This window comes from Streptomyces capparidis (assembly GCF_054782095.1).
The window spans coordinates 138,078-157,895 of sequence record NZ_BAAGTD010000008.1 but is presented as its reverse complement, the minus strand read 5'-3'; the positions used below and the strand labels follow the sequence as shown (position 1 = coordinate 157,895).

General features: G+C 75.5%; 17 protein-coding genes. 4 read left to right on the top strand and 13 right to left on the bottom strand.

Annotated features, from left to right (window positions below):
• Nucleotides 1–70: 70 nt before the first annotated feature.
• Nucleotides 71–1,315: an MFS transporter gene (locus ACYVO2_RS09605; protein ID WP_461007217.1), complete on the top strand. Its 1,245-nt coding sequence runs from the start codon at nucleotides 71–73 to the stop codon at nucleotides 1,313–1,315.
• 132 nt (nucleotides 1,316–1,447) lie between these two features.
• On the opposite strand, the gene ACYVO2_RS09600 is transcribed toward ACYVO2_RS09605, so the two are convergent.
• Nucleotides 1,448–2,272, bottom strand: coding sequence for a MerR family transcriptional regulator (locus ACYVO2_RS09600; protein ID WP_461007216.1), 825 nt, complete (start codon nucleotides 2,270–2,272; stop codon nucleotides 1,448–1,450).
• 153 nt (nucleotides 2,273–2,425) lie between these two features.
• Between ACYVO2_RS09600 and ACYVO2_RS09595 the strand changes: the two genes are divergently transcribed.
• Nucleotides 2,426–3,136: a DUF5995 family protein gene (locus tag ACYVO2_RS09595; RefSeq protein ID WP_461007215.1), complete on the top strand. Its 711-nt coding sequence runs from the start codon at nucleotides 2,426–2,428 to the stop codon at nucleotides 3,134–3,136.
• 98 nt (nucleotides 3,137–3,234) lie between these two features.
• On the opposite strand, the gene ACYVO2_RS09590 is transcribed toward ACYVO2_RS09595, so the two are convergent.
• The 4 genes from ACYVO2_RS09590 to ACYVO2_RS09575 form a co-directional block, all read right to left on the bottom strand.
• On the bottom strand, nucleotides 3,235–4,935 hold the full coding sequence (locus tag ACYVO2_RS09590; RefSeq protein ID WP_461007214.1) for a flavin monoamine oxidase family protein: 1,701 nt from the start codon (nucleotides 4,933–4,935) through the stop codon (nucleotides 3,235–3,237).
• Nucleotides 4,936–4,973: 38 nt separating this feature from the next.
• Nucleotides 4,974–5,816, bottom strand: a complete 843-nt coding sequence (locus ACYVO2_RS09585; protein ID WP_461007213.1) for a carbon-nitrogen hydrolase family protein — start codon at nucleotides 5,814–5,816, stop codon at nucleotides 4,974–4,976.
• A 205-nt stretch (nucleotides 5,817–6,021) separates the two neighbouring features.
• Nucleotides 6,022–6,477: an Lrp/AsnC family transcriptional regulator gene (locus ACYVO2_RS09580; RefSeq protein ID WP_461007212.1), complete on the bottom strand. Its 456-nt coding sequence runs from the start codon at nucleotides 6,475–6,477 to the stop codon at nucleotides 6,022–6,024.
• Between the two features lie 54 nt (nucleotides 6,478–6,531).
• Nucleotides 6,532–7,578 (bottom strand): LysR substrate-binding domain-containing protein, encoded by a 1,047-nt coding sequence (locus ACYVO2_RS09575; RefSeq protein WP_461007211.1) that lies wholly within the window; start codon nucleotides 7,576–7,578, stop codon nucleotides 6,532–6,534.
• Between the two features lie 72 nt (nucleotides 7,579–7,650).
• Here ACYVO2_RS09575 and ACYVO2_RS09570 point away from each other — a divergent pair, with 72 nt between their 5' ends.
• A complete protein-coding gene (locus tag ACYVO2_RS09570) occupies nucleotides 7,651–8,733 on the top strand; it encodes a dihydrodipicolinate synthase family protein (RefSeq protein WP_461007210.1) in 1,083 nt (360 codons plus the stop codon).
• A 13-nt stretch (nucleotides 8,734–8,746) separates the two neighbouring features.
• Here the strand turns inward: ACYVO2_RS09570 and ACYVO2_RS09565 are convergent, their stop codons facing one another.
• From ACYVO2_RS09565 to ACYVO2_RS09540, 6 genes are all read right to left on the bottom strand, one after another.
• The gene (locus tag ACYVO2_RS09565; RefSeq protein WP_461007209.1) at nucleotides 8,747–10,186 is read right to left on the bottom strand and encodes a GuaB1 family IMP dehydrogenase-related protein; all 1,440 of its coding nucleotides are present in this window, start codon (nucleotides 10,184–10,186) and stop codon (nucleotides 8,747–8,749) included.
• Nucleotides 10,187–10,335: 149 nt separating this feature from the next.
• Nucleotides 10,336–11,325 carry a zinc-dependent alcohol dehydrogenase family protein gene (locus tag ACYVO2_RS09560; protein WP_461007208.1) on the bottom strand — a complete coding sequence of 330 codons (990 nt, stop codon included), beginning with the start codon at nucleotides 11,323–11,325 and terminating at the stop codon, nucleotides 10,336–10,338.
• The gene (locus tag ACYVO2_RS09555) at nucleotides 11,322–12,197 is read right to left on the bottom strand and encodes a carbohydrate ABC transporter permease (RefSeq protein ID WP_461007207.1); all 876 of its coding nucleotides are present in this window, start codon (nucleotides 12,195–12,197) and stop codon (nucleotides 11,322–11,324) included. The genes ACYVO2_RS09560 and ACYVO2_RS09555 overlap by 4 nt, the downstream gene beginning before the upstream one ends.
• Nucleotides 12,194–13,162, bottom strand: coding sequence for a carbohydrate ABC transporter permease (locus ACYVO2_RS09550; protein WP_461007206.1), 969 nt, complete (start codon nucleotides 13,160–13,162; stop codon nucleotides 12,194–12,196). Before ACYVO2_RS09550 ends, ACYVO2_RS09555 begins: the two co-directional genes overlap by 4 nt.
• Nucleotides 13,159–14,511: an ABC transporter substrate-binding protein gene (locus ACYVO2_RS09545; protein ID WP_461007205.1), complete on the bottom strand. Its 1,353-nt coding sequence runs from the start codon at nucleotides 14,509–14,511 to the stop codon at nucleotides 13,159–13,161. The genes ACYVO2_RS09550 and ACYVO2_RS09545 overlap by 4 nt, the downstream gene beginning before the upstream one ends.
• A gap of 195 nt (nucleotides 14,512–14,706) precedes the next feature.
• On the bottom strand, nucleotides 14,707–15,468 hold the full coding sequence (locus ACYVO2_RS09540; protein ID WP_461007204.1) for a DeoR/GlpR family DNA-binding transcription regulator: 762 nt from the start codon (nucleotides 15,466–15,468) through the stop codon (nucleotides 14,707–14,709).
• A gap of 512 nt (nucleotides 15,469–15,980) precedes the next feature.
• Between ACYVO2_RS09540 and ACYVO2_RS09535 the strand changes: the two genes are divergently transcribed.
• Nucleotides 15,981–16,739 (top strand): protein-tyrosine phosphatase family protein, encoded by a 759-nt coding sequence (locus tag ACYVO2_RS09535; protein WP_461007203.1) that lies wholly within the window; start codon nucleotides 15,981–15,983, stop codon nucleotides 16,737–16,739.
• Nucleotides 16,740–16,820: 81 nt separating this feature from the next.
• Here the strand turns inward: ACYVO2_RS09535 and ACYVO2_RS09530 are convergent, their stop codons facing one another.
• The gene (locus ACYVO2_RS09530; RefSeq protein ID WP_461007202.1) at nucleotides 16,821–17,732 is read right to left on the bottom strand and encodes a hypothetical protein; all 912 of its coding nucleotides are present in this window, start codon (nucleotides 17,730–17,732) and stop codon (nucleotides 16,821–16,823) included.
• A complete protein-coding gene (locus ACYVO2_RS09525; RefSeq protein ID WP_461007201.1) occupies nucleotides 17,729–19,810 on the bottom strand; it encodes a PEP/pyruvate-binding domain-containing protein in 2,082 nt (693 codons plus the stop codon). The genes ACYVO2_RS09530 and ACYVO2_RS09525 overlap by 4 nt, the downstream gene beginning before the upstream one ends.
• Between the last annotated feature and the right edge of the window lie 8 nt (nucleotides 19,811–19,818).

Sequence of the window (19,818 nt, the reverse complement as noted above, 5' to 3'; positions counted from 1 at the left end):
ATGAATCATGAAATGGGGGCCGCGGAAATCCCGTTTTCTATCAGGCAGCCTTCCTGATAGTTTCTTGGCCATGCTGATCGAAGCAGAGCCCGCCCCGGGCCCGGTGGCCGACCGTGTCCGCGCGGCGCGGATCGCCGTCGCCGCCGTCTTCACCGTCCACGGCTGCGTGAGCGGCAACTTCGTCACCCGGATCCCGTGGCTGCGCGACCACCTGGACCTCAGCCCCGGCACGCTCGGGCTCGCCCTGTCGTTCCCCGCCATCGGCGCCTCGCTGGCCATGCCGCTGGCCGGGCGGGTGGTCCACCGCGTCGGCGGACGCGCCGCCGTGCGCTGGCTGATCGCAGCCTACGCGGCCGTGCTCGCCCTGCCCGCGCTGGCCCCCGGACTGCCCGCGCTGTGCGCGGCCCTGCTGCTGTTCGGCGCCACCGCGGGGATGGCGGACGTGGCCATGAACGGCCAGGCGGTGGACGTGGAGCGGCGGCTCGGCCGCTCGGTGATGTCCGGGATGCACGGCATGTGGAGCGTCGGGGCGCTGCTCGGCTCCTCCGTCGGCGTGCTCACCGCGCACACCGGCACCGACGCCAGGGGCCACCTCGCGGTCGCCGCCGCCGTGCTCGCCGCCACCGGGCTGTGGGCGAGCACCCGGCTGCTGGACGTGCGGCCCGCGCCGGACGAGGAGGCGCCGCCCCGGTTCGCGCTGCCGCCCAGGTCGGCGCTGGCCATCGGCGCGGTCGGCATGTGCGCGATCTTCGCGGAGGGGGCCAGCATGGACTGGTCCGGCGTGTACCTCAAGGACGTCACCGGCGCCTCCCCCAGCGTCGCCGCCGCCAGCTACACGGCGTTCGCCTGCACCATGGCCGCCGCCCGGCTGGTCGGCGACGCGGTGGTGCGGCGCCACGGACCGGTGCGCACCGTGCGGGTCAGCGGCGCCCTGGCCGCGGCGGGCGGGCTGCTGGTGGTCGTCGCGACCAGCCCCGCCCTGGCCATCGCGGGGTTCGCCCTGCTGGGCGTGGGCATCGCCGTGGTGGTGCCGCTGGCCTTCGCCGCGGCCGGGGCGAGCGGTCCCGCGCCCGCCCAGGCCATCGCGGGCGTGGCCACCATCACCTACGCCACGGGCCTGATCGCCCCGGCCGCGTTCGGGGCGGTCGCGGACCTGACCTCGCTGCGGATCTCCTTCGGGCTCGTCACGACGTTCACCGCGGTGCTGATGCTCGCGGCCGGAGTGCTGCGGCCGCGGGCGGCGGGAACCCCGGTGGCGACGGGCTCCCCGGCCGGGGAGCCCAGCCGGGCTCAGGGGCAGGCGCCCGCGGCCTGAGCGGCGGCCGCGGGGCACGACCGGTGCGGCGGGAGGGCGGCGGGCGGCCTCCCGCCGCACCCCTTTTCCAGCTTTTCCGGCTTTCCCGGCGCCCGGTGCCGGCGCGGGCGGCCCCGGGCGCCGGGCCGGGTGTCAGCCCGGGTCGAGCGGCTGCTGGAGCTCCGTCACCCACAGCTCCCGGTCCGGCGGGCACTCCAGGTACACCTCGCGCGCGTACCCGGCCGGGCGGTGGCCCGCCGCCTCGATCCAGCGGGCCAGGAGCTGCTCGGTGGCCAGCACCCGGTCCATCGGCCCGCGGTGCACGGCGGTGGCGGCGGCCTCGACCGGCGGGAGGTCCACGACCGCGAAGCCCAGGCCCTCCCCCGGCTCCACCGCGACCGTCACCCCGGCGTGCACCACGACGCCGCCGTTCCCCTCCGGCGCGTCCTCGTAGGTGGCGATGCCCGGCCCGGCGGGGGTCACGCCCGCCCGCTCCAGCTTCCGGTACAGCTCCCGGTACAGCGGGACGATCACCGGCCCGATGTCCTCGGGCGCGTAGCTCGCGGCGACCGCGGTCAGCTCGGCGGTCCTGACCGCGGGCAGGGGCTTGGTCACCACGTCGTCGTCCGGCATGCGTCCCTCGCTCTCGATGGTCCGGAGCCTGGCCCGCACCTGCGCCAGCCGCCGGGCCGCGGCCTCCGCCGCGGCCTCGAGCTCCGCCTCGCGCAGCCGCAGCATGCCGCGCAGTTCGGCGGCGTCCACCCGCTCGTCCAGGATCGTGCGCACCTGTTCGAGGGTGAAGCCGAGGTCCTTCAGGGCGATGACCCGGTTGAGCCTGGTCAACTGCGCCGCCTCGTAGAAGCGGTAGCCGCTGGCCGGGTCGGTGCGGGCGGGGCGCAGCAGGCCGATCGCGTCGTAGTGGCGCAGCATCCGCACGGACACGCGTCCGTAGCGGGCGAAGTCTCCGATGGTGAACATGACGCCTCCGAGCCAAGGGCCTCACACGGTGTCATGGTCAAGCGGACGGCCCCAGACGGCCCCAGGGGGCGGCGCGGGGGTGCCCGTCCGGCGGGCCCGTTCCCTCCTTCGGGGGATCCCGGTGGGCGGGTGCCGGTGCCAGGGTGGGGCGGCATGACGCTGATGGAGGCCGCCTCCGTGGACGCGGTGATCGGCAGGATGCGCGCGCTGGAGCGGGAGCTGCCGCCCCGGGACGGGGTCGCGGTGTTCAACCGCGTGTACCTGTCGGTCACCGAGGAGATCGGGCGGCGGCTGCGCTCCGGCTGGTTCGCCGACCCGCCGCTGGCCGCCGAGCTCGACGTGCGGTTCGCCGGGCGGTACCTGGACGCGGTGGCCGCCGACCGGGACGGCGGGCGGGCGGCGGCCTGCTGGCGGCCGCTGTTCCAGTCCCGGCACCACCCCGGGGTGCTGCCGCCCCAGTTCGCCCTGGCCGGGATCAACGCCCACATCGGGCACGACCTGGCGCTCGCCGTGGTCGCCACCTGCCGGGCGCGCCGGGTGGCGCCGGGGCGCATGGAGGACGACTTCCAGCGCGTGGGCGACGTGCTGGTGGAGATGGAGGAGCGGGTCCGCGAGGACCTGATGCCGGGCCCCGACCCGCTGGACGTCGCCGATCCGCTGACCCACCTGGTCGGCTCCTGGAGCCTGGAGCGGGCCAGGGAGGCGGCCTGGGCGATGGCCGAGGTGCTGTGGCGGCTGCGCGGGCTGCCCGAGGCGCAGCGCGAGCTGGCCCGCCGCCTGGACGAGAGCGTCGGCCTGGTCGGCCGGTTCCTGCTGACGCCGCTGCGCGACGTCGGCGCGGCACGGCGGGACGCGGACCGGTAGCCCCCGTCGGACGGTGAAGGGGCGCTGCCGCGGGAAGCGGTTGTCGGAGCGGCCCGCCACGGTGAGGATCTCCCGCACCCGGATACCGCCGCCGCCCGTCAGTCGTCCGGCATCTCCACCGGGGCGATCTCGTCGTACACGTCACCGGGCCCGGGGTTGGCCGGGTCGGTGGCGCCGCCGAGGTGGTGCATGACGCCCCACACCGCGTTCAGGGCCGTCTGGACCGCGCCCTCGGCCCAGCCCGCCGTCCAGGAGATGTCGTCGCCGGCGAGGAACAGGCCGCGCCGGTCGGCGGGCAGCCGGTCCTGCACGAAGTGGGTGAACAGGCGCCGCTGGTAGCGGTAGTGGCCGGGCAGGTTCGCCTTGAACGCGCCCATGAAGTACGGCTCCGCCTCCCAGGAGACGGTCACGGGGTTGCCGATGATGTGCCGCCTGACGTCCACCTTCGGGTAGATCTCCCGCAGCGAGTTCAGCATCACCTCCAGCCGCTCGCCGGGGGTGAGCGCCAGCCACTTGGAGGAGTCGTCGCACCAGGTGTACGACAGGCACATCACTGCGGGCCGGTCGGGCCCGTCGTCCAGCAGGTAGGTGCCGCGGGTCATCCGGTCGGTGAGCGTCATGCTCATCACCTCCCGGCCCGTCTCGGGGTCGACGTCCTTCCAGAACGGGCGGTCGACCGGCACGAACAGCTTGGACGACTCCATGTAGTGGGTGCGCTCGACCGCGGTCCAGTGGTCGATCGGGAACAGCGACTCGTCGCACTCGATCTTGCTGAGCAGCATCCAGCTCTGCGCGGTGAACACCGCGGCGCGGTAGGTGCGCACGTCGCCCGAGGCGTCGGTGACCGTGATCCGGTTGCCCGCGGTGCGGTGCAGCCGGGTGACGGCGGGGCGGGGCGCGCCGCCGTGCAGGGAGGACAGCGAGGTGCCGCTCGGCCAGTGGACGGCCTTGTCCGGAGTGCGCTCCCACAGCCGCAGCGGCAACTGCTGGCTGCCGCCGACGATCAGGCGGTGGTCGTCGTCGGCGCCGGTGTACACCACGCGCAGGATCTCCAGGATGGAGTTGGGGAAGTCGGTGTCCCAGCCGCCGGTGCCGAAGCCGACCTGCCCGAAGATCTCCCGCATCCGGAAGGAGGAGAACGCCTCCGAGGCGCACAGGAAGCCATAGAACGTCTGGTTGTCGTACCGCTCGACGAGTTCGGACCACAGGGCGCGGATGGTGGCGGTGTCGCGCTCGCGGATGGCGCGCTGCATCTCGGCGAAGTGGGCGCCGCTCTCCAGGGTGGCGTGCCAGGCGTCGCTGACCCGCTGGTACACCTCGGGCAGGTCCTCCAGGGTGCGGGCGTAGTGGGTCTCGCCCTTGAGGTCGACCACGGTGCTCGGGGTGGCCGGGGACAGCGGGTTGGGGAACGGGGCGGTCTCGAGGCGCACCTTGTCGATGTAGTGGAACAGGGCGGTGGACGACGGCGGGAAGCGCATCGCGCCCATCTCGGCGGTCAGCTCCGGGTCGCAGCCGTCGAAGCGCGCGGTGCGCAGCCGCCCGCCGATCCGGTCGGCCTCGTACACCACCGGCCTCAGGCCCAGCTTCATCAGCTCGTACGCGGTGACGATGCCGGACAGGCCGCCGCCGATGACGGCGACCTCGGTGCCGTGGACGGTGGGCGGCACGGAGCCGAGCCCGGCAGGGTGGGCCAGGTAGTCGTCGTACGCGAAGGGGAAGTCCGGTCCGAACATGGTCAGAGGCGGCTGGGCCGCTGCTTCGGCTTCGTCGTGGACGGCCGTGGGGACCGTGGACGTCATCGGGTGGTTCTCCTTGCGAGGGTACGGGGTGGTGCGGGTCAGCGCGCGAGGGCGGCCGGGGGCGGGCCGTACAGCTCGGGGCGGCGGTCGGCCAGGTAGGGGTTGGCGGCGCGGGAGGCCGCGAGCAGGGCCGGGTCCACGTCCGCGACCAGCAGCTCCTCCCCCGTGCCCGCGCCCGCCCTGGTGGCGCCGTCGGGCCCGGCCAGGCAGCTCAGGCCGGCGTACTCGGTGCCGGACTCGGCGCCGCAGCGGTTGACGTAGGCCACGTACAACTGGTTCTCGAAGGCACGGGCGGGCACCAGCAGACGGGGCACGATCTCGTACGGGCGCATCAGCCCGGTGGGGACGACCAGCAGGTCGGTGCCGTGCACGGCGTGGGCGCGGGCGTTCTCCGGGAACTCCAGGTCGTAGCAGACGAGGAAGCCGAGCGTGACGCCGTCGAGCCGGGCCTGGACCACGGCCCGGTCCCCGGGGGCGAAGTGCGCGCGGTCGTGGTCGCCGTACAGGTGGGTCTTGCGGTACCCGGCGAGCCGCGCCCCGTCCGGGCCGAGGACCTGCACGGCGTTGAACACCCGTCCCTCGGCGTCCCGCTCCGGGTAGCCGTAGACCAGCGCCACGCCGTGCGCGGCGGCGATCCGCGCGGCGCGGGCCGCGCTCGGCCCGTCCGCGGGCTCGGCCAGGCGGGCGGTGTCGTCCCCGATGAGGTAGCCGGTGAGGAACATCTCGGGGCACACCAGCAGCCGCGCCCCGAGGGCTGCCGCCCGCCGCGCCGTGGCGTCGAGCAGCTCCAGCGTCCGCTCCTTGACGCCGGGGCCCGGCCGGGCCTGCTCGGGTCCCTGGTAGAGCGCGACGCGCAGGGGCGACGGGAGGGGCGGCGTCATGAGGGCCTTTCCGGCGGTGGTGCGGGTGCGGGGCACCGCCGGTGACCGTCGGGGCGCGTGCCGCACTCGACGGTACGAAAAGCCCACCCATGGCCACAAGGCACGGATGTTGCGCGTCAACGCGCGATTCGTTGCGTGTTTCCGGCCCGGAACGGCTGATCGTTGCGTGCGGGCGCGCTGCCTCCCGGGGCGGGGACGCGGCGGCTCACTCCGGCGCGCCGGAGGAGTAGCGGCGCAGCAGCGGGGACAGGACCAGGACGGACCGGGTGCGCTCCACGAACGGCTCGCCGTTGATCCGCTCCAGGACCCGCTCGAAGTGCCGCACATCGGAGGCGAACACCTGCACAACCGCGTCCGCGTCGCCGGTGACGGTGGACGCGGAGGCGACCTCGGGGTACGGGGCGAGCGCGCGCCGGATGTCGTCGGGCGAGGTGCGCTTGCGGCAGTACAGCTCCACCAGCGCCTCCGTGGACCAGCCGAGCGCGGCCGGATCGACGCGCACGGTGAAACCGGTGATCGCACCCGCCGCGAGCAGCCGGTCCACCCGGCGCTTGACGGCGGGCGCGGACAGGCCGACCTCGGCGCCGATGTCCGCGTAGGAGCGCCGGGCGTCCCGCGCCAGGGCGTGCACGATGCGCTCGTCCAGGTCGTCCAGTCGCACGGTCCGCCGCTCCTCACCCGCTCGTGTGCCCGTCACCGGCCCACGCGCAGTAGATCACGGGCCGGGGCGCGCCGGGCCCGCGTCCCCGGGCGGGTCCGGTCGTCCGGTCTCCCCGGGGTCCGGCGGTGCCGTGGCCAGGGCCGGGGGGACGGCGCGGCGCAGGGCGGCGGCGACCGCGGCGACCGCGGGGTGGGCGGCGGCTCCGGCGCGGAACGCGATCGAAGTGCGCCGGTGCGCGGCCAGCGGGGTCAGCGTCACCCCGGGCCACGACGGCCGCGGGGCCTCCGGCGGGGAGGCGGGGGCGGCGAGCTGCGGGACCAGGGCCACGCCCTGCCCGGCCGCCACCAGCGCGAGCACCGTGGGGAAGTCGTTGACCCGGTGCCGCAGGCGCGGGGTGAACCCGGCGGCCTCGCAGGCCCGGAGCGTCATGGTGTGGCAGAGGGTGCCGGGGGTGGCGCTGATCCAGGGGGCGTCGCGCCAGTCCTCGACGGCCGTGCCGGGCTCGGCGGGGGCGACCTCGCGGCCGGACGCGGCGGCCCTCGGCGCCGGGGTGACCGGCGGGCGGGCCGGGTCCGGGGTGGCCAGGTACAGGTGTTCGCGGAACAGCGGCTCGGTGGCCACGCCGGGCTCGGCGGGGACGGGCACGAAGTCGTAGTCGTGGACGAGGGCCACGTCCAGTTCGCCCGCGCGCAGCGCGTGGGCCACGTCGGCCGTGTCGAGTTCGCTGACCATGGGCTCGAGGGCGGGGTGGCGGCTGGTCAGGTCGGTGACCGCGGCCAGGACGACGGTCCGCGCGGCGGTGGGGAAGGTGCCCAGGCGCAGCGGCCCGGACAGGCCCCGGCGGGCCGCGGCCAGCTCGGCGGAGGCCCGCTCCAGGTGGGCGAGCACCGCCTCGGTGTGCCGGACCAGGTCGCGCCCGGCGGGGGTGAGCGTCACCCGCCGGCCGGTCCGCTCCAGCAGCGGCAGGCCCGCCTCGCGTTCCAGCGTGCTCAGTTGCTGGGAGACCGCCGACGGGGTGAACGCGAGGGCGTCCGCCACCGCGGCGATGGTGCCGCGCAGGGCGAGCTCCCGCAGCAGGCGCAGGCGCCGGACATCGAGCATCAGCTCAGCTTACGCTTCACCGCACAAATGTGAACTGGACCTGTACCGAACGGCGGTGCCAGGCTCCTGGCCATGACACGACAGGCCATGACACGACAGGCCAAGGCCCGGCAGGGCGAGACCCGGCAGGGCGAGACCCGGCAACCCGGGACACGGGAGCCCGAGGCCCGGCAGCACGAGACCCGGCGGTACGAGACGCCGCGGCCCGCGACGCCGCGGCCCGGGGCGCGGCCGTCGGCGACCGGCCGCCCGGCGCTCCCCCGGGGCGTCCTCGTTCCCCTGGTCACGCCGTTCGCCGCCGACGGGAGCCTCGCCCTCGGGGCCCTGGAGGGCCTGGCGCGCGAGGTGCTGGACGGGGGCGCCGCCGGGATCGTCGCGCTCGGCACCACCGGGGAGCCCGCCTCGCTGGACGACGACGAGCGGCGCGCGGTCGTCGAGGTGTGCGCCCGCGTGTGCCGGGAGCGCGGCGCGGCGCTGGTCGTCGGCTCGGGCGGTGGCGACACCCGCGGCGCCGCGCGGGCCCTGGCCGCTCTCGCGCACGGGCCCGAGGTGACGGCGGCGCTGGTGGCCGTGCCGTCGTTCGTCCGCCCCTCCGAGGACGGCGTCCTGGCCCACTTCGCCCACCTGGCCGCGGGCAGCCCCGTCCCGCTGGTCGCCTACCACGTCCCGTACCGCACCGCCCGCCCGCTCGGCGCCGCCGCGCTGCGGGCGCTGGTGCGCGTCCCCGGCGTCGCCGGGCTGAAGTACGCGGCGGGCGGGGTGGACCAGGAGGCGGTGGAGCTGCTCGGCGACCTGCCGCCAGGCTTCCCGGTGTTCGCCGGGGACGACGTGTTCGCCTCCCCGCTGCTCGCGCTGGGCGCCGCGGGCGGGATCCTGGCCTCGGCGCACCTGGCCACCGGCCGCTTCGCCGAGCTGGCCGCGGCGTGGCGGGATGGCGAGGTGGCGCGGGCCCGCGCCCTGGGGCACCGCCTGGCCCGCCTGTCCGCCGCCGTGTTCGCCGGGCCGAACCCGACCGTGCTCAAGGGCGTGCTGCACGCCCGGGGCCGGATCCCGGACCCGGGCGTGCGCCTGCCGCTGCTGCCCGCGGACCGCGCCTTGGTGGAGGAGGCGCTGCGGCGGCTGGCCGAGGCGGAGGAGCCCGCCCCGGCGCGGTAGCCGCCGGCGCGGGTCAGGTCCAGCTCGCGTGCAGCGGCTTGCCCTCCGCGTAGCCCGCGGCGCTCTGCACGCCGACGACGGCCCGGTCGTGGAACTCCTCCAGGCTGGCGGCCCCGGCGTAGGTGCAGGAGCTGCGCAGGCCCGCCACCACGGAGTCGATCAGGTCCTCCACGCCGGGCCGGGCCGGGTCGAGGAACATCCGGGAGGTGGAGATGCCCTCCTCGAACAAACTCTTGCGGGCGCGGTCGTACGCGGACTCCTCGCTGGTGCGGTTGCGCACCGCGCGGGCGGAGGCCATGCCGAAGCTCTCCTTGTACATGCGGCCGCCCGCGTCCTGCTGGAGGTCGCCGGGGGACTCGTAGGTGCCGGCGAACCAGGAGCCGATCATGACGTTGGACGCGCCCGCGGCCAGCGCCATCGCCACGTCCCTGGGGTGCCGCACGCCGCCGTCCGCCCACACGTGGCGGCCCAGCCTGCGGGCCTCGGCGGCGCACTCCAGGACGGCGGAGAACTGGGGGCGGCCGACGCCCGTCATCATCCGGGTGGTGCACATCGCGCCTGGTCCGACGCCGACCTTGACGATGTCGGCGCCGGCCTCCACCAGGTCGCGCACGCCCTGCGCGGAGACGACGTTGCCCGCCACGACCGGCACCCGCGGGTCCAGCGCCCGCACCGCGCGCAGCACCTCGATCATGCGCTCCTGGTGGCCGTGCGCGGTGTCCACGACCAGGGTGTCCACCCCCGCGTCGAGCAGCGCCTTGGCCTTGCCCGCCACGTCGCCGTTGATGCCGACGGCGGCGGCGACGCGCAGCCTGCCGTGGGTGTCGGTGGCGGGGGTGTACAGGGTGGCGCGCAGGGCGCCCTTGCGGGTGAGGATGCCCACGAGGTTGCCCTCGTCGTCCACGGCGGGGGCGAGCTTGCGGTTGGCCTCGTCCATGCGGTTGAACGCGTCGCGGGGGTCCACCTCGGCGTCCAGCAGGAGCAGTTCCCTGGACATGACCTGCGCGAGCTGGGTGAAGCGGTCCACCCCCACCAGGTCGTGCTCGGTGACGACGCCGACCGGGCGGCGCCCGTCCACCACCACGACCGCGCCGTGGGCGCGCTTGTGCAGCAGGGAGAGGGCCTCCGCGACGGTCGCGGACGGGCCGAGGGTGATGGCGGTGTCGTGTACCAGGTGCCGCCGCTTGACCCAGCCGATGACCTCGGTGACCACGTCGAGCGGGATGTCCTGCGGGATGACGGCGAGGCCGCCGCGCCGGGCGACCGTCTCGGCCATCCGGCGGCCCGCGACGGCGGTCATGTTGGCGACGACGATCGGGATGGTGGTGCCGGTGCCGTCGGGCGTGGCCAGGTCCACCTCGAGCCGCGAGCCGACGTTGGAGCGGCTCGGGACCATGAAGACGTCGTCGTAGGTCAGGTCATATGACGGAAATGTCTCGTTCAGGAAACGCACATACTTGATTCTCACACGAATGCGCGGTGATCGGGAACGGCCGTGCGACCTGGGCCGCCCCGCCCGGCGGGACGAGGGGGCGGACGAGGCGAGCGGGCGGGCCCGCGGGAGCCCGTCCCCGGCGAAGGGCTCCCGCGGGCGGCCCGCCCTCAGGGCTCGATCACGATCTTCCGGCCCTCGCCCGCCCGGAAGCGCTCCAGGGCCCGCGGGTACTCCTCCAGCTTCAGGCGGTGGCTGATGAACACCTCCGGGTCCAGCACCCCCGCCGCGAACAGGTCGGCCGCGCGCTCGTAGGAGTGCAGCACGGCCATGGAGCCGGTGATGGTGATCTCCTGGTTGTAGATCCGGTACGGCTCGATCGTCACCCGTGTGGCGTAGTCCGCGACGCCGAACTGGAGGAACGTGCCCGCCTTCGCGACGCGGCCGAGCCCGTCCTGGATCGCGGCCTGGTTGCCGGTGGCGTCCACGACCACGTCCCAGCCGCCGGGCCGGTCGAACTCGTCCGCCGAGGCGGCCGCCCCCGAGCAGCCCAGCAGTCGCGCCGTCTCCAGCCGCGCCGGGTTGACGTCCACCACGTCCACGCGGACCGCGCCGGTGCGCTTGGCCAGCTCCAGCATCATCAGCCCCATGGTGCCCGACCCGTAGATCAGCACCGCGGCGCCGAGCCGCCCGGCGAGCACGTCGTAGCCGCGCACCGCGCACGACAGCGGCTCGATCAGCGCGGCGTCGCGCGCGTCCACGTGCTCGGGCAGCTTCACGCAGTTGGCGACCGGCGCGACGGCGTACTCGGCGGCGCCGCCCGGCACCGTCACGCCGATGGCGCCCCACCGGTCGCACATGTTGCCGTGGCCCTCCCGGCAGTGGCGGCACTCGTGGCAGTACAGCGAGGGGTCCACCGCGACCCGGTCGCCCTCGGCCATCTCGGTGACCTCCGCCCCCACGGCCACGACCTCGCCCGCGAACTCGTGCCCCGGCACGATCGGCAGGGTGGGGGCGAACTCGCCCTGGAGGATGTGCAGGTCCGTCCCGCACAGCCCGCACGCGGACACGTCCACCACGACCTGGCGCGGCCCGGGCGCGGGGTCGGGCACGGTGGTGACGGTCACCTTGCCGGGGGCTTCGATCAGGGCGGCCCTCATTTCACTGCTCCTAGGGAGAGGCCCTGGACGAGCTTGTCCTGGGCGGCGAAGCCGGCGGCGAGCACCGGCAGGGACACGACGACCGACGCGGCGCACAACTGGGCGAGGAACAGGCCCTGGCTTGTGACGAAGCCGGTCAGGAACACGGGCGCGGTCTGCGCCACCACGCCGGTGAGCACCTTGGCGAACAGCATCTCGTTCCACGAGAAGATGAAGCAGATCAGCGACGTCGCCGCGATCCCGGGCCCGGCGATGGGCGCCACCACCCGCACCAGGATGGTGGGCAGGCGCGCCCCGTCCATCTGCGCCGCCTCGATGACGGACACCGGGATGTCGGAGAGGAACGACTGCATCATCCACACCGCGATCGGCAGGTTCATCGAGGTGTAGAGGATGACCAGCAGCCAGATGTTGTCCAGGAAGTGCGTCTCCTTGGCGAACAGGTAGATCGGCAGCAGCCCGGCCACGGGCGGCAGCATCTTCGTGGACAGGAAGAAGAACATCACGTCCGTCCACTTGCGCACCCGCCGGATCGACAGCGCGTACGCGGCGGGGAGGGCCAGCACCAGCACGAAGAAGGTGGAGAACAGGCTGGCGCCGAGCGAGTTCAGCAGCGACGGCCACGGGCTCGCCCCGCCGTCGAAGAACGCCCGGTACCCATCGAGGGTGAGCGGCGCGGCCAGCGACGGCGGGTTGGTGGCGGCGTCGGCCTCGGAGTGGAACGAGGTCAGCACCATCCACGCCACGGGCAGGAAGAACAGCAGCCCGGCGAGCCAGGCCAGCAGCGCGAGCGCGGCGCCGCGGCGGCGGGCCCGGCGCGCCGCCGGGTGCGCGGCCGCGGCGGGGCGCGCGGGAGCGGTCACCGAGGTCATCCCCGGCTCACCTCCTCACGGAACAGCGACGACACCACGCGCAGGGCGAACGTGGCGATGACGATGGAGCCGATCACCACGAGCACGCCGACGGCGGACGCCTGTCCGTACTCGTGGGCCTCGTAGAAGGTCTGGTAGACGGTGTACGGCAGGTTGGCCGTGTCCAGGCCGCCGCGCGTGATCGTGTACACGGCGTCGAAGTTCTGCACGATGTAGATGGAGCCGAGCAGGATGCCGAGCTCCAGGTAGCGCCGCAGGTGCGGCAGGGTCAGGTGGCGGAAGATCTGCCAGTCGCTCGCGCCGTCGAGCCGCGCCGCCTCCACCATCTCCAGGGAGCGGCTCTGCAACCCGGCGAGCAGGATGAGCATCATGAACGGCGTCCACTGCCACACCAGCGACGCCTCCACGGCGAGCAGCGGCGTTTCGGACACCCAGTCGCGCTGCGGCGGGCTCTCGGCGCCGAACAGGTCGCCGACCCAGTGCAGGGCCCCGTTGAGCAGGCCGTACTCCGGGTTGTACAGGGCGTGCTTCCACAGCAGGGCGGCGGCGACCGGCACCACCAGGAACGGCGCGATGAGCATGGTGCGCACCAGGCCCCGGCCGCGGAACCTGCGGTCGAGCAGCAGCGCGAGCGCCAGGCCGAGCACCAGGCTGACGAGCACCACGGACGCGGTGAGCAGCGCGGTGGTGACGACGGACTCGCGCAGGGCCTCGTCGGTGAACACGGTGGTGTAGTTGTCGAGCCCGGTGAAGTGCCGCTCGTCGGGGGCCAGCGAGTTCCAGTCGAACAGGGAGATCACCAGCGTGGCCGCGAACGGCAGTTGCGTGACGGCGACCAGGAACACCAGGGCGGGCAGCAGCGGTGCCCGGGTGGCCCACGTCCTGGCGTCCAGGCGGCGGCGCCGGGGCGCGGCGGCCGGGGCGGGAGCGGGTGCGGCGGGTGCGGGGGCGGTGGTGGCGCTCATGAGTCCTGGTACTCCTCGCCGACCTTCTCGGCCAGTTTCTGCGACTTCCTCAGGGCCGCGTCGACGGACTGCCGTCCGGCGATGGCGGAGCTGATCTCCTGGGAGACCTTCGTCCCGAGGTCGGAGAACTCGGGGATGCCGACGAACTGGATGCCGGGGGCCGGGCGCTTCTGCACCCCGGGGTCGCGCGGTCGCGCGTTGGCGATCGCCTCCCGGGTGACCTCGGCGAACGCCCCGGCGGCGGCGCGGTACTCGGGGTTGGCGTAGGTGGACGCCCGCTTGCCCGCGGGCACGTTCGCCCAGCCGATGTTCGTGCCGACCAGCGACTCGTACTCCTTGCCGGACGCCCAGGAGATGAACTTCCAGGCGTCGTCGGCGTTGCGCGACGCCTTCTGCACGCCCCACGCCCAGGTGTACAGCCAGCCGGAGCTCTCCGTCCGCGCCACCGGCGCCTGGACGTAGCCGATCTTCCCCTTCACCGGGGACTTCGCCGCCTCCAGGGACCCGGCGGCGGCCGTGGCGTCGTACCACATGGCGACCTTGCCCTGGGTGAGGTTGTTGAGGCACTCGGCGTACCCCGACTGGGCGGCGCCGGACTGGCCGTGCTCGCGGACCAGGTCGACATAGAACTTCGTCGCCCTCACGAACTCCGGGTCGGTCAGCCGAGCGTTCCAGTCCTGGTCGAACCAGGTGCCGCCGAAGGTGTTGACGACCGTGGTGAGCGGCGCCAGCACCTCGCCCCACCCCGGCAGCCCGCGCAGGCAGATCCCGCGCATCCCGGGCCGCGCCCCGTCGGCCTGCGCGGCGAGGTCGGCGACCTGCTGCCACGTCGGCGCGGCGGGCATCGTCAGGCCCTTCTCGGCGAACACGTCCTTGCGGTACATGAGGAACGACGACTCGCCGTAGAACGGCTGCGCGTACAGCTTGCCGTCCGCCGCGGTCAGCGACTGGCGCATCGGCGGCAGGATGTCCTCCTGGTCGAACCGCCGGTCCTCGGCCACGTAGTCGTCCAGCGGCAGCAGCCAGCCGTTCTTGGCGTAGAAGGAGACCTCGTAGTTGCTGATGGTGGCCACGTCGTACTGGCCCGCCTGGTTGGGGAAGTCCTGGCTGATCTTGTCGCGGACGTCGTTCTCGGGCAGCACCGTGAAGTTCACGCGGATCCCGGTCTCCTTGGTGAAGTGGTCCGCGGTGAGCTTCTGCAACTCGATCATCTGCGGGTTGTTCACCATGAGCACGTTGATGGTGTCGCCGCCGGATCCGCCGCCGGCGCCGGCGCACGCCGCGAGCAGTGATCCCGCGGCCGCCACGGCCAGAGCCGCCCGTGGACCTCGTCGTCCCAGGGTTGGCATGGGAGGGCTCCCTTGTCGGTCGTTCGTGTCGGGTGTCGTCGCCGGCCGCCGCGGCGGGGCCCGCGGGCGGCGCGGTGGGTCGGGGCGCGGCGGGCATGCCGCAGGGGTGGGCGCCGGAGCCGCGGCGGCGGGCCGGGTCCGGGTCCGGGGAGGGGGACGGGGCGCGGGGACGGGGCGGGGACGGCGGTGGGCGGCCTACACCCGCAGGACCTGCGGGCCGAGCAGCGAGTAGCGGTGGGCCTCGGACAGCGGCAGCCCGGTGTCGGTGACGATCGTCCCCACGTCGCCCACCCCGGCGAACCGGCAGAAGCTGGCGGCGCCGAACTTCGTGTGCACCCCGGCGAACACCTTCCGCCGCGACACCCGCATCACCTGCGCCTTGACCTCGCCCACCGCGGGGTCGGGCGTGGTCAGCCCGAACTCGCGGGAGATGCCGTTCGCTCCGACGAACGCCAGGTCGATGACGAAGCCGGACAGCATGTGCGTCGCCCAGGCGCCGACGGTCGCCAGGGTGCTGCCGCGGACCCGCCCGCCCAGCAGCAGGACGGTGGTCAGCTCCCGGGCGGCCAGGGCGTTCGCGGTGCCCAGCGACGCGGTGACCACGGTCAGGGGCCGCGTCGTGGGCAGCGCCTCCGCGATCAACTGGGGGGTGAACCCCTCGTCCACGAACACCGTCTCCGCGTCGCCGACCAGCTCGGCCGCGGCCGCGGCGATCCTGGACTTCTCCGGGACGTGGTCGGTGGTGCGGAACGCCAGCGTGGTCTCGAACCCGGCGCTCTCCACCGGGTACGCGCCGCCGTGGGTGCGCCGGATCAGGCCGTGCCGTTGCAGGACGGCCAGGTCCCGCCGGATCGTCTCCTTCGACACCCCGAACTCCGCCGACAGCTTGCCGACGTCGACCGACCCGGTGCGCCGCGCCTGTCCGAGAATGCCCCTCCGGCGCTCCTCCGCGTCCACGCGCACCTCCTGTCCCGCCCGAGCCGCCCGCCGCCCGGCGCACACACCGTCCTGGCCGAAAACCAACCCTGACCGAAGCGACGCCCGTTCGGGCGCCATGGGAACTTTTTACAAGGCGGCATCAGCGGTGACCAGCTCTGCCGCCCTGGGGATCGTGCCCGAATACGCCCGCTTCTCAGGAGGTGTTCGCGCAGTTCAGCGTGGTGCGGGCCCGCGACCGAGCGGTGCGGGCGTGCCCGGACCCCGGTCCTGGGGCGCCTGCTTTCCGCCCGTTCGCGCTTCCGGGCGCGCCCGCGCGAGGGACGGAGCGGGCACACCCGGGCCCGCGGGGGCGACGGAGGACGCGGGCGGGCGGGCGGCCGCCGGGGGCGGGGCCGCCGGGGCGGGGCGGGAAACCGGCGAAGCCCCGGGCGCGGCCGGGGCGTCGCCTACTATGGCCCGGTCCCCGTGTCGTCCTTCCCCGTGCGGCACGGGGCTCAAGCTGCCCCCCGCTCCGAGGTGGTGTCCCCCTCTTGTCCGCGAACCCTCCCTTACCCGCGCCCGCAGCCGCGACCCCGCGGCCGCCCGCGCCGCCCTTCGTCCCGCCGACCCTCATCCCACCCCCGCCCCCGCGCGCCGCGCGCGGGACGGCCTGGCGCCGCAACACCGCCAAGGTCCTGCTCGCCGGGCTCGTCCTGTACGGCCTGCTGTGGCTGACCGGGGTGCTCGGCACCCTCGGCGCCACCTGGGTCGCCCGCCAGAGCCTCCCCGCGGGGGTGCGCATGGAGGGCATCAACCACTTCGTCGCCGTGGACGGCCAGGTGTGGCGCGGCTCGGCGCCGGGCGCCCGCGGCTACCGGGCGCTGGCCGACCGCGGCGTCACCACGGTGGTGGACCTGCGCGCCGAGGACCTGACCGAGCGCCAGGTGTCCGCGCCCCGCGAGGCGGGCCTGACCCTGGTGCGTCTGCCCGTCAGGGACGGGCAGACGCCGACCGAGAGCCAGGTGGAGCGGTTCCTCGCCGTGGTGCGGGGCGCCGAGGGCCGGGTGTTCGTGCACTGCGGCGCGGGCGTGGGGCGCAGCGGCGCGATGAGCGCCGCCTATCTGGTGCGCACCGGGCAGGAGAGCCCGGCCGGCGCGGTGCACCGCAATCTGGCGGTCGGCCCGCCGTCGATCGAGCAGATCTACTACGCGGTGAACCTGCGGCGCGACGGCAGCGCCCAGCCGCCCCTGCCCGTCCGCGCGGTCAGCCGCGCCCTGGACGCGCCCCGCCGCGTCTGGTCGCACCTGTGACGGTGCCGGGCGCGGGCCCCGCCGCCCGCGCCCGGCGCCGCCGCCCCCCGCGGCCGTGCCGGGGCTCCGCCCGGGCCCGGGTCAGCCCCGCTCGATCTGCGCCTCCCCCATCACCGTGAAGCGCACGCGGTCCAGTTGGCTGTCCACCAGGCAGCCGCGCAGCCGCATCCGGTCGTGCGGGCTCAGCGCCGGGCGCACCACCCCGGCGTAGACGTCGCCCTCCACATGGCTGAGCGGGGCGTTCACCAGCAGCCGCGAGGTGGACGCCCGGCAGCTCGCCCACAGCCGCTCCGCCATCAGGTCGCGGCCCGGCTGCGGCAGGTCGCCGCGCACGGAGACCTTCAGCAGGTACGACGACGCCTCGGCCTCCGGCCTGGGCTCCGGCCGGGTCTGGGTCAGCTCGGCCAGGCCCACCACCAGCGCGGCCAGGGCGACCAGCGCGCCCGCCGCCAGGGCCGCGCGCCGCCCCCGGCCCGGCGGCGGCGGGCCGAGCACGGGGGTGAGGTCGTCGTCGGGCACGGCCTCCCGCACTCCCCCGGCGGGCGCGGCCAGCACGGCGAGCCGTCCCGCGAGGCGGGTGTCGGCGGCGGGGCCCGCGGTGGCGGTGGCCAGGCGCTGGACCAGCCAGGCCGCCCCGGACAGCAGCGCCCCCGTGGCCAGCAGCACGGGCACGAAGACGAAGGTGCGGCTGCCCGTGGCGCCCCGTTCGGCCTCCAGCCAGCGGAAGGACGGCGGGCCGGCCTGCTCCCCGGTCTCCGCCAGCCGCCGCCGGACGTCCTCGGCGCGCGGGTCCAGGGCCGCGCCGACCCGGCGCTCCAGTCGGGCGATCCGTCCCAGCAGCACCAGGCAGACCAGGAACACCTCGACCACCAGCAGCAGCGTCCCGGCCATCAGGGCGCGCTGCCACTCCCAGCGGTAGAGGTACACGGCGAGGTAGCCCCCGGCCCCGGCGGCACTGAGCCCGCCGAAGACGTAGCTCAGCCGGCGGATCACGACCGCACCCCCTCACCGGCCCCGGCCCGGGCCGCGGCCACCGGCACGGGCCCGTCCACGGGCGGCGGCTGCTGCTGCCCGCGCACCTCACCGGTCCTGCCGTCCACGGTCAGGGGCGTGCCGGGCGGGAACCGGTCGAGCGCGCCGAGGACGCCGACCGCGGTCGGGACCCGGTACTCACGGGCCAGCACCGCCAGGTGCGAGAGCGTGCTGCCCGTCTCGGCGACCAGCGCGGTGAGCCCGGGCAGCAGGGGGGCCAGCGACGGGTCCAGGGTGCGCACCACCAGCACGGCGTCGTCGGGCCTTCGCCCGGTGCCGTCCCAGGCGGTGCCGCGGACCCGCCCACCGCCCGCGCCCTGCGCGCCGTCCGCCGGGCGCGGGCGGCGGGTGGGCTCGGCGACGGGCGTGCCGTCGGCCAGCCGGAACGCGGCGGGCAGCGGCGCCGACGCGGGCCTGGGCGTCCGCCGCCCCAGGTCCGCGGGCAGCGGCCCGCCCCGGGCGACGGTGAGCAGCTCGGCCCAGGTCAGCGAGGTGATCGCGGCTCGCTCCGGCAGTTCGCCCGCCCGCTCGAGGCGTCCGGCGAGCTCCCACAGCAGCCGCGCCTGTAACTCCTGCACCCACCGTATGCGCAGCCGCAGGCCCTCCCGCACCGGCAGCGCCGCCACCCCGCGCGGGGCGGGCGCGTCGGGGGGCGCCGGGGGCAGCGCGGGCGGCACCCCGGTGGCGGGCGGCACCAGGGCGAGCAGCACCGGGTGGCGGGCGACCAGCTCGGCGTCGCCGGCCCCGTCCCGCCGTCCGGCCAGCACGGCGAGCGCCTCCGCCGCGGCGGTGCGGCCGGTGCCCGCGCCGAGCAGGGCGCCCGCCAGCGACTCCTGGGCGTGCAGCGGAACCAGGACGGAGCGCCCCCAGGCGAGCGCGGACAGCAGCTCGCCGCGGCCGAGGGAGTCGGGCGGGCCCACGGACGCCAACTGCCGGTCCACGTCCGCCATCAGGTCGGTGGCCAACCGCGGCAGCACCGCCTTCAGCCGGCCGACGCGCCAGGCCGCGCCGAGCCGCCGCAGTCCGGGCAGCGGGTTGAGCACCGCGAGCCGCCGGCGCCGGGGCGGGGCGGCGCCCAGCAGGCGCAGGTCGGCGGCGACGCGGCCGTGCACCGTGGTGACCAGGGGGTGCCGGCGCAGATGACGGCGCGGAGCGGCGGCCGCGAGGTCCAGGGCGGTGGCCAGGCCCTTGGCCATGGGGACGGCCCACAGGTCCTCCTCCACCGGCTGGAGCACGCCGGGGAAGGTCTCGGCGACCGGCCCGGGGCCGAGCAGCCGCGCCCCGCGGGGCGGCCGGGCGGCCATCGCCGTGATGGGGCGGCTCTGGAACAGCCACAGCCGCCCCTCGGTGTCGAAGCCGAACTCGACGTCCTGCGGTGCGCCGAACAGCCGCGCGGTGGCGCGGGCCAGGGCCGCCAGGCGGCGCAGCCGCCGCCGGGTGAGCACCGGCGGGCGGCCGTGCTCGCCGGGCTCGCTGGACAGCAGGCGCCCGGAGGAGGTCAGGCGGTAGCGGGTGCCGGTCTCGGCGCCGCTCACCAGGGCGTCGGGGCCGCCGCGCACCGCGCTCACCACGATCCGGTCGGCGCGGCCCTCCACCGGGTCGGCGCCGAACATCACCCCGCCGGTCTCGCACCGCGTCATCGGCTGCACCAGCACCGCCATGTCCCTGGCGGCGCCGAGCTGCCCGGCGGAGTCGAACACGGCGCGCACGGCCTCGTCGAAGCCGCGGCGGCCGGTGACGTCGAGGACCGAGGTGAACCGCCCGGCCATCGAGGACCACTCGGTGTCCTCGCACGCGGAGGAGGAGCGCACCACGAGGGGCCGGGTCCCGTCCGCGCTCAGCTCCCGCCACGCCCGCTCGAGGTCCCCGGTCCCGCCCGGGGCCCGCTGGGCGGGCACGAGGACGAAGCCGGGCAGTACGGGCAGTCCCGCCCCGGCGGATCTCGCCAGGTTGGCCGCCTTGGCGCCCGTGAGCCGGGCGTCGCCTGCGTGTGCGTCGTGCAGTGACACGACCGCGAGTTCCCCTGCCTGGATCACCATGCCGTGTC